Origin of the sequence: Streptomyces camelliae, assembly GCF_027625935.1 — a bacterium.
GTDB lineage: Bacteria > Actinomycetota > Actinomycetes > Streptomycetales > Streptomycetaceae > Streptomyces > Streptomyces camelliae.
The window spans coordinates 3,989,372-4,005,899 of record NZ_CP115300.1; the positions used below are offsets into that span (position 1 = coordinate 3,989,372).

13 protein-coding genes are annotated in these 16,528 nt (G+C 69.7%); 9 read left to right on the top strand and 4 right to left on the bottom strand.

The window, feature by feature from the left end; translation table 11 throughout:
• Positions 1 to 51: 51 nt before the first annotated feature.
• Complete coding sequence (gene lysS / locus O1G22_RS18145; RefSeq protein ID WP_270082301.1) at positions 52 to 1,794, bottom strand: lysine--tRNA ligase; 1,743 nt, start codon at positions 1,792 to 1,794, stop codon at positions 52 to 54.
• A 150-nt stretch (positions 1,795 to 1,944) separates the two neighbouring features.
• On the opposite strand from lysS, the gene argS reads away from it, so the two are divergent.
• From argS to O1G22_RS18180, 6 genes are all read left to right on the top strand, one after another.
• Positions 1,945 to 3,723, top strand: coding sequence for an arginine--tRNA ligase (argS, locus tag O1G22_RS18150; protein WP_270082302.1), 1,779 nt, complete (start codon positions 1,945 to 1,947; stop codon positions 3,721 to 3,723).
• Positions 3,724 to 3,878: 155 nt separating this feature from the next.
• The gene (locus O1G22_RS18155; protein ID WP_270082303.1) at positions 3,879 to 4,754 is read left to right on the top strand and encodes an SUKH-4 family immunity protein; all 876 of its coding nucleotides are present in this window, start codon (positions 3,879 to 3,881) and stop codon (positions 4,752 to 4,754) included.
• Between the two features lie 26 nt (positions 4,755 to 4,780).
• Positions 4,781 to 6,490, top strand: coding sequence for a hypothetical protein (locus O1G22_RS18160; RefSeq protein ID WP_270082304.1), 1,710 nt, complete (start codon positions 4,781 to 4,783; stop codon positions 6,488 to 6,490).
• A gap of 125 nt (positions 6,491 to 6,615) precedes the next feature.
• Positions 6,616 to 8,259 (top strand): nucleic acid/nucleotide deaminase domain-containing protein, encoded by a 1,644-nt coding sequence (locus O1G22_RS44550; RefSeq protein ID WP_333492295.1) that lies wholly within the window; start codon positions 6,616 to 6,618, stop codon positions 8,257 to 8,259.
• Positions 8,260 to 8,299: 40 nt separating this feature from the next.
• The gene (locus O1G22_RS18175) at positions 8,300 to 8,863 is read left to right on the top strand and encodes an SUKH-4 family immunity protein (protein WP_270082305.1); all 564 of its coding nucleotides are present in this window, start codon (positions 8,300 to 8,302) and stop codon (positions 8,861 to 8,863) included.
• Positions 8,864 to 8,867: 4 nt separating this feature from the next.
• On the top strand, positions 8,868 to 9,914 hold the full coding sequence (locus O1G22_RS18180) for a HEAT repeat domain-containing protein (protein WP_270082306.1): 1,047 nt from the start codon (positions 8,868 to 8,870) through the stop codon (positions 9,912 to 9,914).
• 86 nt (positions 9,915 to 10,000) lie between these two features.
• Here the strand turns inward: O1G22_RS18180 and O1G22_RS18185 are convergent, their stop codons facing one another.
• Positions 10,001 to 10,963, bottom strand: coding sequence for a helix-turn-helix transcriptional regulator (locus O1G22_RS18185; protein ID WP_270082307.1), 963 nt, complete (start codon positions 10,961 to 10,963; stop codon positions 10,001 to 10,003).
• Between the two features lie 60 nt (positions 10,964 to 11,023).
• Between O1G22_RS18185 and O1G22_RS18190 the strand changes: the two genes are divergently transcribed.
• On the top strand, positions 11,024 to 11,413 hold the full coding sequence (locus O1G22_RS18190; protein ID WP_270082308.1) for a VOC family protein: 390 nt from the start codon (positions 11,024 to 11,026) through the stop codon (positions 11,411 to 11,413).
• 206 nt (positions 11,414 to 11,619) lie between these two features.
• Positions 11,620 to 12,858 (top strand): IS256 family transposase, encoded by a 1,239-nt coding sequence (locus tag O1G22_RS18195; RefSeq protein WP_270079380.1) that lies wholly within the window; start codon positions 11,620 to 11,622, stop codon positions 12,856 to 12,858.
• Between the two features lie 267 nt (positions 12,859 to 13,125).
• On the opposite strand, the gene O1G22_RS18200 is transcribed toward O1G22_RS18195, so the two are convergent.
• Complete coding sequence (locus O1G22_RS18200) at positions 13,126 to 14,310, bottom strand: hypothetical protein (RefSeq protein ID WP_270082309.1); 1,185 nt, start codon at positions 14,308 to 14,310, stop codon at positions 13,126 to 13,128.
• A gap of 120 nt (positions 14,311 to 14,430) precedes the next feature.
• Here O1G22_RS18200 and O1G22_RS18205 point away from each other — a divergent pair, with 120 nt between their 5' ends.
• Complete coding sequence (locus O1G22_RS18205) at positions 14,431 to 15,237, top strand: DUF4253 domain-containing protein (RefSeq protein WP_270082310.1); 807 nt, start codon at positions 14,431 to 14,433, stop codon at positions 15,235 to 15,237.
• 39 nt (positions 15,238 to 15,276) lie between these two features.
• Here O1G22_RS18205 and O1G22_RS18210 read toward each other — a convergent pair whose 3' ends face one another.
• Positions 15,277 to 16,500: an aminotransferase-like domain-containing protein gene (locus O1G22_RS18210; RefSeq protein WP_270082311.1), complete on the bottom strand. Its 1,224-nt coding sequence runs from the start codon at positions 16,498 to 16,500 to the stop codon at positions 15,277 to 15,279.
• Positions 16,501 to 16,528 lie beyond the last annotated feature (28 nt).

Here is a 16,528-nt window from a genome sequence, read left to right on the forward strand (position 1 = left end):
GCCCTCGCTTTCGGAGGGCCCCTTTTTCCTTACGCGATTACTTCCGCGGTCTTACTCGCCGAGCAGGCGCCGCACCCGCTCCTGTCCGACGGCGAGGAGCAGGGTGGGCAGGCGCGGCCCGGTGTCCCGTCCGACGAGCAGGTGGTAGAGCAGGGCGAAGAAGGTGCGCTGGGCGGTCTTGATCTCCGGCGGCAGTTCCTTGGGCGTGGCGTCGGCGGGGAAGCCTGCCTGCACCTTGGGCACGCCGTAGACGAGGTGGGTCAGCCCGTCGAGCGACCAGTGCTCGGCGAGTCCGTCGAGCAGCAGGCGTACGGACTGCTGGGAGGCCTCGTCGAGGGACTTCAGCAGTTCGGCGTCGGGCTCGTCCCGGACGATGGTCCGCTGGTCCGCCGGGACGTGGGTGTTGATCCAGGCCTCGGCCTTGTCGTAGCGCGGCCGGGCTTCGGCCAGTGAGGCCAGCGGCTGCTCCGGGTCGAGCTCGGAGAGGATGCGCAGCGCCTGGTCCTCGTGTCCGGCGGTGATGTCGGCGACGGAGGCGAGGGTGCGGTACGGCAGCGGGCGCGTCGTCTTCGGCAGCTCGCCGGCGGCGGTGCCGACGGCGCGCGTGTACGCGGCCACGTCGGCCGGGAGGGCGGATCCGTCGGCGACCTTGCCCGCGAGCTTGTCCCACTCGTCGTAGAGCCGCTGGATCTCCTGGTCGAAGGCGATCTTGAAGGACTGGTTGGGCCTGCGGCGGGCGTAGAGCCAGCGCAGGATCTGCGGCTCCATGATCTTCAGCGCGTCGGCGGGGGTGGGCACGCCGCCACGGGACGACGACATCTTCGCCATGCCGGAGATGCCGACGAAGGCGTACATGGGGCCGATCGGCTGCTTGCCGCCGAAGATCCCGACGATCTGCCCGCCGACCTGGAAGGACGACCCGGGAGACGAGTGGTCGACACCGCTGGGCTCGAAGATCACGCCCTCGTACGCCCAGCGCATCGGCCAGTCGACCTTCCAGACCAGCTTGCCGCGGTTGAACTCGCTGAGCCGGACGGTCTCGGAGAAGCCGCACGCGGTGCAGGTGTAGGCGAGCTCGGTGGTGTCGTCGTCGTAGGAGGTGACGGTCGTCAGGTCCTTCTCGCAGTTGCCGCAGTACGGCTTGTACGGGAAGTAGCCGGCGGAGCCGGACGAGCCGTCGTCCTCGCTCGCCGCGCCGGAGCCCTCCTCGGCCTCCAGCTCGGCCTCGTCGACGGCCTTCTGCTGCTGCTTCTTCGGGGCCTTCTTGGTGCGGTACTGGGCGAGGACCGCGTCGATGTCGCCCCGGTGCTTCATGGCGTGCAGGATCTGCTCGCGGTAGACACCGGAGGTGTACTGCGCGGTCTGGCTGATCCCGTCGAACTCGACGCCCAGCTCGGCGAGCGAGGCGATCATGGCGGCCTTGAAGTGCTCGGCCCAGTTCGGGTACGACGACCCCTTCGGCGCCGGGACCGAGGTCAGCGGCTTGCCGATGTGCTCGGCCCAGGCCTCCTCGTCGACCCCGGCGATGCCCTTCGGCACCTTCCGGTACCGGTCGTAGTCGTCCCAGGAGATCAGGTGCCGGACCTCGTGCCCGCGGCGGCGGATCTCGTCCGCGACCAGGTGCGGGGTCATGACCTCACGGAGATTGCCCAGGTGGACGGGTCCGGAGGGGGAGAGTCCGGACGCGACGACGACGGGTTTACCCGGGGCCCGGCGCTCCGACTCCTCGATGACCTCATCCGCGAAACGGGAGACCCAGTCGGTGGTCTCGGTGCTCTGAGCCACGATCGGCACGTCCTTCTTTCTGGAACGGGGAGGCACTCCATCTGATCGGGGTGACGCCTCATTCTCACAGACCGGATCGCGCCCGCGAAAACCGCTTTACCCACCATGGGATACTGGCTGGGTCTATCCATCCCCACGAGGAGAACGGCACCCATTCCTATGGCCTCGGTCACGTCCCTCAGCGATTCCGTCCAGCAGCGCCTCGCGTCCGCCCTCTCGGCCACCCTGCCGGAGGCTGCCGGCGCGGACCCGCTGCTGCGACGAAGCGACCGGGCCGACTTCCAGGCCAACGGGATCCTGGCCCTGGCCAAGAAGGCGAAGGCGAACCCGCGGGAGCTGGCGACGCAGGTCGTCGCCCAGGTGGTGACGGGTGACGAGCTGATCGAGGACGTCGAGGTATCCGGCCCCGGCTTCCTGAACATCACGATCGCGGACCGGGCGATCACCGGGAACCTGGCCGCGCGGTACGCGGACGAGACGGGCCGCCTCGGCGTGCCGGTCGCGGCCGAGCCGGGTACGACGGTGGTCGACTACGCGCAGCCGAACGTGGCGAAGGAGATGCACGTAGGCCATCTGCGGTCCGCGGTGATCGGCGACTCGGTCGTCCAGCTCCTGGAGTTCACCGGCGAGAACGTGATCCGCCGTCACCACATCGGCGACTGGGGCACCCAGTTCGGCATGCTCATCCAGTACCTGGAGGAGCACCCGCACGAGCTGGACCACAAGGCGTCCGCCGAGGACACGGCCGCGTCCGGCGAGGAGGCGATGTCGAACCTGGACCGCCTCTACAAGGCGGCGCGGAAGAAGTTCGACGCGGACGAGGAGTTCAAGACGCGGGCCCGCCGCCGTGTGGTGGACCTCCAGGCGGGCGACCCGCAGACCCTGGCCACGTGGCAGAAGTTCGTCGACGAGTCGAAGATCTACTTCTTCTCCGTCTTCGAGAAGCTGGACATGGAGATCCAGGACCCGGACATCGTCGGCGAGTCGGGCTACAACGACATGCTGGCCGAGACCTGCCGCCTCCTGGAGGAGTCGGGTGTGGCCGTCCGCTCGGAAGGCGCCCTGTGTGTCTTCTTCGACGACATCAAGGGCCCGGACGGCAGCCTGGTCCCGCTGATCGTGCAGAAGTCGGACGGCGGCTACGGCTACGCGGCGACCGACCTCTCGGCGATCCGCGACCGTGTCTTCGGCCTCAAGGCGAACACGCTCGTCTACGTGGTGGACGCCCGCCAGGCCCTGCACTTCAAGATGGTCTTCGAGACGGCGCGCCGGGCCGGCTGGCTGAACGAGGACGTCACCGCCTTCCAGCTGGCCTTCGGCACGGTCCTCGGCAAGGACGGCAAGCCGTTCAAGACGCGTGAGGGCGAGACGGTCCGCCTGGTCGACCTGCTGGACGAGGCGATCGACCGTGCCTCGGCCGTGGTCCGGGAGAAGGCCCAGGACCTGTCCCAGGCGGAGATCGCCGAGCGGGGCGCCCAGGTGGGCATCGGCGCGGTGAAGTACGCGGACCTGTCGACGTCGGCGAACCGGGACTACAAGTTCGACCTGGACCAGATGGTCTCGCTGAACGGCGACACGAGCGTGTACCTCCAGTACGCCTACGCCCGTATCCAGTCCATCCTCCGCAAGGCCGGCGAGGTCCGCCCCGTCGCGCACCCGGAGCTGGAGCTGGCGCCGGCGGAGCGCGCCCTGGGCCTCCACGCGGACGCGTTCGCGGAGACGGTCGCGGAAGCGGCACGGGAGTACGCGCCGCACAAGCTGGCGGCGTACCTCTACCAGCTGGCGTCCCTCTACACGACCTTCTACGACAAGTGCCCGGTCCTGAAGGCCGAGACGCCGGAGCAGGTGGAGAACCGCCTCTTCCTCTGCGACGTCACGGCCCGCACCCTGCACCAGGGCATGGCCCTGCTGGGCATCAGGACGCCTGAGAAGCTCTGACTCGGGGAAGGCTGTGGCCCCTGGGGAAAGCTGTGGCCCCTGGGGAAGGCTGTGCCCCCGGGGGAAGACTCTGCCCCCGGGGAAGGCTGTGGCCCCCTGACGGGCAGCCCTTAGAGTCTGTGCAGACCCGTCTCCGCAGACTCTGAGGGAGCCCGATGTCCGACCGAGTCCCCGACCCGTCCACGGCCCATTTCGGCGCGGACGGCATGCGCCGCTTCACGGTGCCGGCCGCCTACGGCGTCCAGCTGCCCGGCGCGGCCCGCGACGCTCTGGCGAACACCGGGGTCCCGCTGCATGTGACGCCGTACTTCACGGCGGCGGCCGAGACGGACGGACCGACCCTGGGCATGACGGCCGGCCACCACGGCCTGCCCGTGCCCGCGGGCCAGGAGACGTGGCTGCGGATCGGCACGGACCCGCTGGCTCACCTGTGCGTACGGCCCGACGGGGCGGTGCAGGCGGTGTTCCTGGGGGTCGGCGAGGACGACATGTTCGTCAGCTCGGACCTCCCCGCCTTCACCGCCTCGCTGGCCGCACTGGACCGCCGGCTGCCGGTGATCGCCGCCTCGACCAGCCTCCCGGTGGCGGCGGCCGCGTTCCGTGAGCTCAACGCCGAACTGCGGCAGATCGACGCCGCCGCCTTCGAGGACCGCGAGAGCTGGTGGCCGAGGGTCCTGGACGACGTACGGCACACCCTCAACTTCCCCTTCTCGTCGGCGTTCGAGTACGTCGACGCGACGGGCGCCAAGCAGATCGTCACCGACGCGACGGGCCCCGGCCGCCCGCACCCCGAGGAACTGATCTGGCAGCGCCTGCACGCGCAAGGGATCTCCCCGGAGCAGGTACGCCGCGTCTACTGCGAGCTGGAGCCCTGCATGATGCCGGGCCACTACTGCGCCGTATGGCTCCAGGCCACCTTCCCGCACGCGGAGTTCACGCACAGCTTCGACTACGGCGACACGGCGGAGTTGCGGGAAGAGGGCCTGAAGGAGCTCATCACGCACGCGGCCCAGCAGGCAGGGGGCCGGTGACGTCGTCACGGAAGGGGGAGTCTCCCGTGCCCGAGCCGAAGTGGTCCCGCCCGGCAGCGGGCCGCGAACCGGCCGCCGCCGCCCTGCTGTCCTGGCTGACCGATCCGGACGCCCCGCGCCTGTGTGTGGTCACCGGGGGCGAGGGGTGCGGCAAATCGACACTACTGGCGTGGCTCATCGGGCATGGGACGCGGGAGGGGGTCCGCGCGGAGCGCCGGGTGCACGGATTCGTCCCGATGGCAGGGGAAAGCGCCCTCACGGCCACCTGGACCCTGGCCCAGCAGTTGGCAATCGCCGTACGCACCCCGGGGGATCTGGTGACTGCGCTGGCAGCCGACGGACGCCGTACTGTGATCGTGCTGCCGGACCTGCACGCGGCCGACGATCCCGAAATGGTCGTGGAACTGGCCCTTCGCCTGGTGCAGTTGGGGCACGTCCGACTCATCGTGGAACTGCGTGGCGACAGTGATGCGGCAGGCGGCCTCCTCGCCACGCGTCCCGCGGTGATGGACCTCGACGAGAGGCAGTGGACCGACCCGGAGCGGCATGCGGTGTGGGCCAGGGAGCAGGACTCTCGCGGCCCGGCGGATCCGGTGCATGACGAAGCCCCGCCCGAGCTGCCGGCCGTCGACTTGTACGACCCCGCCGCGGTCTGTGCTGCGGACCCGTGGCAGGTGACTCGCCTGTACGAACGCTCCGACGAGAGCTACGGCGGTCTGCGCGCGGCGTGGTTGCGAGCAGGGGTGTCCCTGACCCGTGAGCAGACGTCCGCGGACCGGGCCGTCGTACTTCTGGCGGCACTGGGCGACGGGGCCGACCCGAGGCTGCCGCAGGCGATCGCCGCGCTGGCCGAGAGCGCGGCGTGGCAGGTTGTCTGGAGCAGGGTGCGCGGCGATGTGCGACCGCCATGGCCTGGACCGGCACATGCGCTTGCGTGCGGTCGTGGGCACCTGTTCGTGGCCGATCACCAGGGCACGGTCCGCCTGGTGGACGAGGGGGACACCGGGCCGGTCGGCAGGCTGCCGGAGCCGGTGCGACAGGTGCGCGCTATCGCCGCCACGCACGAGGGCGACGTCCTCGTCCTGGACGCACAGGGCCGGCTGCACAGCCGGCGCAGCCCCTCCGCGCCGAGGGCCACGGGCTTGTCGGCACTGCTGGACGACGACCCGACGCCTCTGGACCGGCTGGCGCAGGCCGCGCGAGCGCAACTGGGCAGTCAAGCCACGGCATTGGCGGCCTGTGAACAATTGCTTGCCGTCGGAGATAGGGCAGGCCGAGTACACGCCTTCGTGGAAGTCGACTCGCAAGTCGACGCAGAAGTCAAAGCGGAGCCAAGATCTTTCACGGTCCGACTGCACGAGGGAGAGGTCACAGGTGTGGCAGCCCTGCGCCTCACCGTACCCGAGGACGGACCGGGCATCCCACTGGTCTACAGCGGCGGCTACGACGGAACGGTACGGGCGTGGGGCCCGGGCGCCGAGCCGCTCGCCTCCCCCGTCCGGTCACGGCCGTGCCCGGTGACGGCGCTGGCGGCGGCCGGAACCACAGGCGCAGACGGTCCGCCGGTGCTGGCCATCGGCTGGGCGGACGGCCTGGTCGAACACCACGCCTTGGACGAGAACGGCATGGTCCGCAGCTACTGGCCCGGAGCCCCGGTGCACTCACTGGCGCTGACCGGCACCGGCGCACTTCTGGTCGGCACGGACGAGATGCTGGCGTGCCTGCGTCCCGTCTGAAGACGACTGCGGTTGTCACAGTCATGCCATAGACCCGTCAGTCACCCTTGCCTGTCAACTCCCAGCCCCCGTTATGGTTTTCGTACTCGTATGATGATCACGAGAACGAGGGGGCGTCACGGGGGATGGGCTACACGATCCCGGGCTGGCTGGACCAGGTTCTGGACTACATCGGCATCCACTTCCCGAACGTCGACGAGGACGACTACCGCCACATGGCCGACGCCATGCGGGAGTTCGCCGACAAGTTCGAGGGCCGCGGAGCGGACGCGCACAAGACGGTGGAGGCCATCCTCGCCTCCTCGCACGGCTGGGCCGTCCACTCCATGCAGACCCACTGGAACCAGGTCAAGGCCGGCCACCTGGACAAGATCCCGGAGCTGGCCCGACTGTTCGCCGACGCCCTGGACGTGGTCGCGGACGTCATCTTCGGCATGAAGACGAAGGCCGAGGCCGAACTCGCCGTCATGGCCGGGTCGGTGGGCCTCTCGCTCGGCGCGGCGTTCATCACCGGAGGCCTGTCCGCACTCCTCGGTGCGGCCGAGATCACCGCCATGCGGCAGCTGGTGAAACGCATCATCGACGACGCGGCCAACCAGATCGTGAACGAGCTGATGGCCAAGGTCACCGAACCGGTCAACGCCAAGCTGGAGGCGATGATCCAGGACGCGGTCCTGAATCTGGCGGAGGATGCGTTCACCTTGCCGCCCTCCCCGACCGGCGCGGGCGGTGGCACAAGCGGCGGCGCCGACGGCGGGCACGGCCACGGGCACGGCGGCATGAAGCTGGCCTCGGCAGGGGGCGGCGGCAATATGGAACTGGCCTCCGCCTCAGGTGGTGCCGGCGGTCCGGGCGCGGGAGCCGACCTCTTCATCGATCACGAGGAGTTCGAGAAGGGCGCCGGCAAACTCGCCTTCCACGGCAGCGAACTCCACCTGAGCAGCGCGGCCCCGCTCGGTCGGGCCAAGGGCCTGTTCGGGCGCACCAAGGGTAAGGACCCTTTCACCCAGACCATCGACTCGGTGGCGCACGGCGCGCTGGAGGGTTGCGAGCAGGCCCTCAAAAAGATCGGAAAGCACCTCACGGAGACGGTCCCGAAGCGCGCGAAGGCAGTCTCGCAGCTGCACAAGGACATCGACCACGAGGTAGGAGAGCAGGCCAAAGACGTCCGCACTTACCTGCTGCACACCGACGGCAGCGTGCAGCGTCTGCATTCCGACGGCAACCTCCATCCCCTCGACAGCACAGACCGGCACCGGCTGCACGGGGTTCTCGATGCCAACGGACGGGCCTGGCGTCCCCAGACCCGACGAGACCAGGATGAAACGAAGGTACCGAACTCCCATGCAGGGAAGGTTCGTTCGACAAAGGTCGACCCTTATACCGATGAGCTCGGCCAGGCAACGCAGCTTGCCCGGTACGCCAGGAACGACTACGACGGAAACAACTATGCCGCAGGCCGGTATATTGACCCCGACGGCCGAGGTACAAGCATCCTCGTCGGATACAGCGAGGACGGTATGCATTCCGAGCGCTCCATCGGGTATCCGCTGCTGCATAGGAAGACCCAGTCCGGGCTCCAAGAGGTTTTCACCGAGCGTGAGCCATGCCAGAAGAAGCCCAGTTGCGACCGCTGGTTGAATCTACGGTTCCCTGCCACCACGACAGTGCATCACTACAACAGGTACGACCAGTCACTTCCACGTCATGTCCGAGACAAGGAACACAAGGCATACATGGAAGAGCTGAGACTACATCACGGACGCTAGAAAAAACCTCCCCAACTGACGTGACCTGGAAGGTGCTCGCATGAGTTTCGCCGTCTCATCGAATGAAGTGCTGGAATCATTCGGGCTGACGGGAGTCGTCTACTTCCCTCGGTTTGACTCGGCAGACAACCTGCTCGACGAGCGGACCGCGCTGTTTCTCAGCCAGGTGGGGTTGCCGCACACCAACTGGTTCAAGTCGAAGGCCAGCGTCGGCCAGGACGAATCGATCAGCCTGACCGAGTGGTTCAGCCCTGAAGACGGACCGTTGCCCGAGGAATGCCGAAACTGGCTCGTACTGGCTTATTTCGCAGCCTCTCTCATTGCATTGGACCCCGAAACCGGCAAGGTCTACGCATTCGGCGAAGGTGAACCCCTGGACTCCTACGCCGAACTCCACACGGATGTCGAGTCACTGGTCTACTCCCTACATCTGTTCCAGCAGTTCCTCCAGCACGAACGGGATGAACGGGGCGAAGAAACCGAACTGGAAGCGCGAGCAGAGAGCCTCCGGTCTCGGATCTCCGAATTCGATGCCTTGCCTTTTCAGGATGACGAGTCCCAGTGGAACCTGGTACTCGAAGAGGTCCTCGACGGCATTTGGTAGGAACGTGCTTCCGCAGCATGCCTATGACGAGGTGCTGACAGCCCTGGCCTCAGCATCGGCTGAGGAGCCGCGCCGTCGCCTCAGCCGCGTCTTCTCGTCGTTCGGCACGGTCGACCGCTACATCGAGGCACTGAACCATCCCTCCGCCTCCGTACGGGAGTCCGCCGCCTACGGCATCCAGTCCGCCTGCTCGGTCGCCTACGGCAGGAAGCCGAATCCCGACGTGGACTACGGGCTGGTGATCAACGCATTGATTCCGCTGCTCGCTGACCCGGACCGGGACGTGCTCCAACGAGCGACGTGGGTACTGAGCATGCTGGGGCCGGGTGTCGTGGAGCCGCTGCGGCAGCTGCGCGAGCGCGGTCCGGGAAAGCTGCGGGCACGCGCGCTGTCGGTGCTCGCCGCGGTCGGCGGCGAGGAGGCGCTGTCGGCGGCGGACCGTGCCGTCGTGGAGCGGCTGATCCGCATCAAACTGCTGGACGACCGGGCCCGGCCCCTGGACGTCTGCTTCACTTCCTGGATCGCCGTCCCTGGCGGCGATCAGCAGGGAATCGTGGAACTGCTCGACCTCTTCGAGGCGCGGCCGGCCACGTTCGCGCTGGGGCAGAGCGTAGGGGCTCAGGACAGCGACGAAGGCTTCGAGTACGGCAGGGTCTACGTCACCCCGGAAGTCGATGGGTGGACCCTGGTCCTCGGCCCCTGGTGCAACCCCGTCGACCAGGAGCGCGCGGAGGACGTGCTGCGCGTCGTCACGGAACTGAGCCGCCGCTACGGCAAGGCCCAGGCGTACTACTTCGGTGAACAGGGCGGCGGTTCGGGCTGGCTCGTCGCGGAGAACGGCGACGTCGTGCGCCGCTGCAGCGGCTCCTGGGAGGAGGCCGACGCGCAGTACACACTGGGGGCACCCCTGCCGGAAGAGCACGCCGCCTGCATCGAGGAAGGCATCACGCCGGACAACGAGGAGGAATGGGCGGACCTCGCCCCCTACCTCGCGCCGGAGCTGGCACGGCAACTGGGCGTAAGCCCTTCGGCTTGGGGGCGGGCACCATAGTGCGCGGAACCGGGATCGTGGCCTTGACCCCGTACGCGCGGGAACACGGAAGGCCGGCCACAGGGGCGTACGCCATCTGACAACGGCTAGCCGGAGGGCTCGTCCCCGTCTCGCTCGTTGGCCACGACAAGCTCCCGGGCCCGTCGCACCAGGGCCTGCCGTACGGCGTCCGGGCCGAGGACCCGCAACGGCGTCCCCAAGCCCAGTAGATAGCGGGCCAGGCCGTCCGCGTCCGGGCCGCCGACGTCGACCGTCGTCGCGTCCGGGCCGTCGGGATGGTGGGTGCCGATCGTGGCGGGGATGAGACGGAGGGCCTCCCCCAGGGGGACGGGGAGGCGGATGGTGGCCGTCAGCGGATAGGGGCCGTTGGCGATGTTGCGGGAGACCAGGTGGGCCGGGTCAGGGGCGTCGGTGAGGTCCGCCGGTTGGCCGGTGAGCTGGAGGCGGTCGACGCGGTCGGCGCGAAAGGTGCGCCACTGGCCCCGGGCCACGTCCCGCGCGACGAAGTACCAGCGCCGGCCGGTGTGGACCAGACGGTACGGGTCGATGTCCCGGACCGTCGTCCGGCCCTCCCCGTCCGTGTACGACAGCCGGGCCCGCTCCCCGCTCCGGCACGCTGCCGCCAGCTCCAGCAGCAGGCCGGGGCTGATCTGCGGGCCCTCGGCGCCCGGGAGTCGTACGAAGGTGTCGTCCAGCTCGCCGAGGCGGTCCGCGATGCGCCGGGGCAGGACCTGGCGCAGCTTCAGCATCGCGGAAAGGGCCGCCTGATCGCCGCCCAGCGCCGCCTCACTCAGCCCCACCGCCACGGCCAGCGCCTCCTCGTCGTCCAGGATCAGCGGCGGCAGGCGGGAGCCGGCACGCAGCCGGTAACCGCCCCAGGGGCCGACCTCGGAGTCCACCGTGTAACCGAGTTCCCGGAGCCGCGCGACATCCCGGCGGACCGTCCGATCCGTGACCTCCATGCGGTCCGCCAGTTCGGCGCAGGTCCAGGACGGGCGGGCGGAGAGGAGGGACAGCAGTCGCAGGAGGCGGGCGGAGGCGCCGATCACATCAGGAGTCTCGCACAACCAGGACCGTAACTGTCCTGGTCATGTCCTAGCGTGCTCCCCATGACGACGAACGACACCACTTCCGCCCCCGCCTTCCGCTACGCCGCCGTGACCTTCGACTGCGCCGACCCCTCCGAAATGGCCCGCTTCTACGGCGAGTTGCTCGGCTTCCCGGTCCTGTACTCCACCGACGACTTCGTCCTGCTCGGCAAGGAGGGCGCCGCCGGCCTCGGCTTCAACCGCCTCGCCGACTACCGCCGGCCGACCTGGCCGGACCCGGCGCAGGAGAAGCAGGCGCACATCGAGTTGGGCGTGGACGACCTGGACCTCGCCGAGAAGCGGTTGCTCGAACTGGGCGCGATCAAGCCCGAGTTCCAGCCGCAGCCGGAGCGGTGGCGGGTGCTGCTGGACCCGGCCGGTCACCCGTTCTGCATCACGACGCTGGTCTAGCGGCCTGGGATACGACGAACTCGCACCACACCAGCTTGCCGGGGTGCCGTTCCCCGACGCCCCACTTGTCGGCGGTTGCGTCCTGGGAAGTGGTGTACGGGTTCGACCTGATCCGGGGGTTTGCTCCCGCGTCGGGGTGACGCCCGCATAGATGAACGGCCACCGGCTGATCTTCGAGATGTCGAGTCACGAAGGAGATCAGCACGATGACCGCACCCGACAGTCTGCCCCTGCACGCCCTCGCGGAGGACAACCTCGCAGCGGCGAGTCCCGATCTGCTGCGCGCGATGGTCAAGACGTTCGCGGACGCGCTCATGTCCGCCGAGGCCGATGCCCTCTGCAATGCTGAATACGGGCAGGTCAGCGACGAGCGAGTCAACCATCGCAACGGGTATCGCCTTCGCGAGTGGGACACCCGCGCGGGCACCGTCGAACTCGCCGTTCCCAAGCTGCGTCAGGGCAGTTACTTCCCGCACTGGCTGCTGGAGCGTCGCCGCCGGGCTGAGCAGGCCCTCATCAGCGTGGTCGCCACCGCCTATCTGCTCGGCGTCTCCACCCGCCGAGTGGAGAAGCTCGCCGAGAGCCTGGGCGTCACCCAGCTGTCGAAGTCCCAGGTCAGCGCCATGGCCAAGCATCTCGACGAACAGGTCGCCGCGTTCCGCAACCGGCCCCTGGACGCCGGCCCCTACGCGTTCGTCTGGGTGGACGCGCTCACGCAGAAGGTTCGCGAGGGCGGCCGCATCATCAACGTCCACGCGCTGATCGCGGTCGGCGTCAACGCCGATGGGCACCGTGAGATTCTCGGCCTGGACGTGGCCACTGCCGAGGACGGCGCCGGCTGGCTGGCCTTCCTGCGCTCCCTGATCGCCCGCGGCCTATCGGGCGTCCAACTGGTCATCTCAGACGCGCACATGGGCCTGGTCAACGCGATCGGGGCCACCCTGCCCGGCGCGAGCTGGCAGCGATGTCGTACTCACTACGCCCGCGCGTTGCTGAGCCAGGTGCCCAAGTCGGCCCAGCCGTGGGTGGCCACGCTGCTGCGGACCGTCTTCGAACAACCCGACATCGATGCAGTCCAGTCCCAGATGCGGCACGTCCTGGACGCATTGGAGGCCAAGTTCCCCAAGGCGGCAGCCCACTTGGACGCCGCTCAGGGCGATGTGCTGGCGTTCACCGCGTTCCCGCGCGAGATCTGGCGGCAGATCTGGTCGAACAATCCGCAGGAACGGCTCAACAAGGAGATCCGCCGCCGCACCGACGTGGTCGGCATCTTCCCCGACCGCACCGCCCTGATCCGCCTGGTCGGCGCGGTGCTGGCCGAGCAGAACGACGAGTGGACCGAAGCCCGCCGCTACATGGGACTCGACCTGCTGGCCAAGGCCCGCCTCCACCCGATCGAGTCAGAAACCGACGACACAGTCATCCCGACGGAACTCACCGCATAGCCTCAAAGAAGAGATCACCGAGTGGCCGTCGATACACCACTCCCGCGGACGTGACCCTTGTCGGCCGGCGCCGACACGAGCAACAGCCCGCGCCCGCCCTCGTCCGGATCGTCCAGGTAAGTGGAAGATCTGGGCCAGGGGTGGGGGCAGACCGCCAGGGTCAGGGGGTGGTGAGTGGCTCAGACCTGCCAATCGTTGCCGGTCCACCCCGATCCACCCCGATCCCCCCGGAAACGAATCCCCACAAGCCCTCAGCCTTCAGAGAAGTCAGAGAACAGCCCCTCCCACCGGCCGCTCCCGCATCTCGTTCCCCCCGTCCCCGTCCGCGCCCGGGTGGCGTGACCGTCGGCCCCGTCTCCCCCGTGGCGTTCGTTGGGGCCACAGCAGCACATACGCCGCCGCCCCGACGCAGAAGGCCAGCCTGATCAACCCCTGGGTCGAATCCGACGGGATCACCAGGGCGCTGCCGTACAGGGAGAGGAGGGCGATCCAGCTGACCCACGGGACAAGGCGGCGTTGGCCGATCGAGTCCCACAGGAGGGTGCCGAGGAGGACCGAGGCGTTGTAGTACGTGTACACGCTCGGGTCCAGCATGATGCGGGCGTCGACGGCGAGGAAGACCACCGCCGGCCAGCGGTTGCGGCGTACGGCCAGGGAGCCCAGGGCCACGCCCAGGGCCATCTGGGCGGGGCGGTCCCACGGCGGGGTCGCGGGGTCGTTCACGCCGAACCAGCGCAGGGCGGACGCCGGCTGGTTGGGGATGGTGAAGCGGGCCGCGGCGAACGTGTTCAGGTGGGTCAGGTAGAAGGGCAGCCAGGCCACCGCCACCAGGCCGAAGGCCCAGGCCGCCGAGCGCAGCCGGGACTGACGGGGCAGGGCCAGCAGCAGGGGCAGGAATCCCACGGCCCAGGGTTTCGAGTCCACCGCCAGCGCCAGGAAGACCCCCACCGCCGTCGCGTTTCCCCGCACCAGCGCGCGGACCGCCAGCGTCGTGAAGAACAGGGCGAGGACGTCGTCGAGGTGGGCGAAGCGGACCGAGACCTCCACCCACATCGGGATGAAGGCGGCCCCGGCCACCAGGACCCGTTGCTGGAGGCGTTTGTGGTTCAGGCCCGTGCCCCGGTTGTAGTCCGCTGCCGCCCGGCCGATCAGGACCAGCATGTACAGGCCGAGGCCCGACATGAACGCGTCCGCGAGTTTCTCGCCCATCGCGGCGGGGAAGGGTGCGAAGAGCCCAGCCACCAGGAAGCTGACGGGACCGATCTGGAGCTCGGGGTGGTTGGCGTAGAGGGCCAGACCACCGCCGCCCCGCTGGCCGAAGAGCAGCTGCTCGCCCTCGCGCAGATAGTGCCAGGACACGGCCGCGTGGCGTTCCGCCACCACGAACCAGACGGCCGTCCACAGCGTGAGCAGCACGATGTGCCACCGCACCGGGCTATTCCCGAGCCGCACGTTTCGTATCCGTCCTTCCCGTCACCGCACCGCCTCTTAAGAGGGGCCACGGGGGCCACAGGTTCATCGTGCCGGTATTCGGTAACGGGATTGTCAGTGGGTCCCCCTACAGTCGCAGGCATGGCGACTCTTCCCAACCCGCTGCCCACACTGGCCACCGACCCCAGCGGGCGTTCACTGGGGCTGCAGCTCCCTCCTGGACGGCTTGTCGACGCGACGGACGACGGCCCCTGGCACGAACCCCTGCTGTGGCACGCCGAGAAGCCGGCCGCGCCGGGCACCTGGAAGGCGCTGGGCGCACCCGGCGCCCGGGTCGGTCTGCTGCCGGTGCTCGTCGAGGTCGGCGGCAGCCAGGGCGGGCCCGCGGACTGGGAGTTGTCGCCCCAGTTGATGTCGTACCCGGGCGATCACGACGCCGAGGACGTCCTCGCCGAGTACTGGGAGGACTGGACCGAGGAGGGGGCGGGGGACGAGATCGAGCCGTTCGGGGACGAGTGGCCCGGGCTCGCGCCCGGGGCGCACCTCTCCGCCGAGCCGGACACCCGGGCCGCCCAGGTGGCGGACGTGCTGACGGACGACGCGTCCCGATGGTTCAGGGAGGCGCACCTCGCCCTGGTCCCGGCCCGCCGGTCCGCCGACATCCCGGCGGCGATCGGCTGGACCGGCCCGCTGAACCACGACAACGACGTGGCCCGGCTGTGCGCGGTCCTGCGCTCCTGGGAGGACCGCTTCGGCATACGGGTGGTGGGACTCGGCTTCGACACCCTGGTCGTGTCCGTCGCCGCCCCGCCCGCCACCCAGGAGGACGCCGAGGCGGTGGCGGCGGAGCACTACGCGTTCTGCCCGGACAACTTCAACTCCGACAGCCTGCGCGCGTACGCGAAGGCACTGCTCGGTGAGACCGTCTGGACCTTCTGGTGGGACTGATCACCGGGGCCTGCCGGTGCGGCTGCCCCCGGACGGGGCTCAGCCGCTGAGGCCCTGCTCCAGTCCCCGCCCCAGCCTCCGCAGCCCCTCCGCGATCTCCTCCGGTGTCTGGGTGACGAAGCACAGGCGGAGCGTGGCAGGGTCGGGGGTGCCGGCGTAGAAGGGCGCGCCGGGGACGTACGCCACGTTCTGCTCGACCACCCGCGGCAGCAGGGCGACCGTGTCGTACGACTCCGGCAGCCGGACCCACAGGAACATCCCGCCCTCGGGCCGGCTCCACCGCGAGCCGGCCGGCAGGGCGCCGGGCAGGCCCGCCAGCATGGCGTCCCGGCGGGCGCCGTAGACCGACCGGACCCGCGCGACGTGCGCGTCCAGGACGTCGAGGTAGCGGGCGGCGGCGAGCTGGTTGAGCGTCGGGGTGTGCAGGTCCGCCGCCTGCTTGGCGACCGCGCACGCCCGGCGCAGCCCGGCCGGGGCGCGCAGCCAGCCGAGGCGCAGGCCGGGTGCCATGACCTTGGAGAGGGAGCCGAGCAGGACCGTGCGGTCCTCGGCTCCGGGGAGGGAGGCGATCCAGGGGGCGTGCTCGCCGTCGTAGCGCAGTTCGCCGTACGGGTCGTCCTCGACGATCCACAGGCCCGCGCGGGCGGCCACGGCGGCGATCTCCGCGCGGCGCGGCGCGGGCATCGTGCGGCCGGTGGGGTTCTGGAAGGTGGGGACGAGGTAGAGCAGCTTCGGGCGCTCGCGGCGCACCGCCTCCTCCAGCGCGGCCGGATCCACCCCGTCCGCGTCCCCCGGCACGGCGACCACGCGCGCGCCCGCGAGGCCGAAGACCTGAAGTGCCGCCAGATAACAGGGGTCTTCGACGAGGACCGTGTCACCGGGTTCGAGCAGCGCGGTGGCGAGGAGGGACAGGGCCTGCTGGGAACCGGTGGTGATCAGCAGGTCGTCGGGGTCGGTGGGCAGGCCCCGGCCGGTGACGCGCGCGGCCAGGGCGGCGCGGAGCGTCGGCTCGCCCTCCGTCGTGGAGTACTGCAGCGCCCGCTCCGGGCTCTGCGCCAGGACCTCCTCGAAGGCCGCCGCTATGCCCTCGCGGTCGAAGAGCTCCGGCGCCGGCAGCCCGCCCGCGAAGTTGATCACCTCGGGGCGCGCGGTGACCGCGAGGATGTCCCGCACCGGCGAACCGCCCACGCTGCGGGCGCGCGCGGCGAGCGGCGGGACGGAGGCTCTGTCGGCGAGGGTCGGGGCTGGCTCGGTGACGGTCATGGCGCGGCTCTCCTACGGCTCTTCGGCT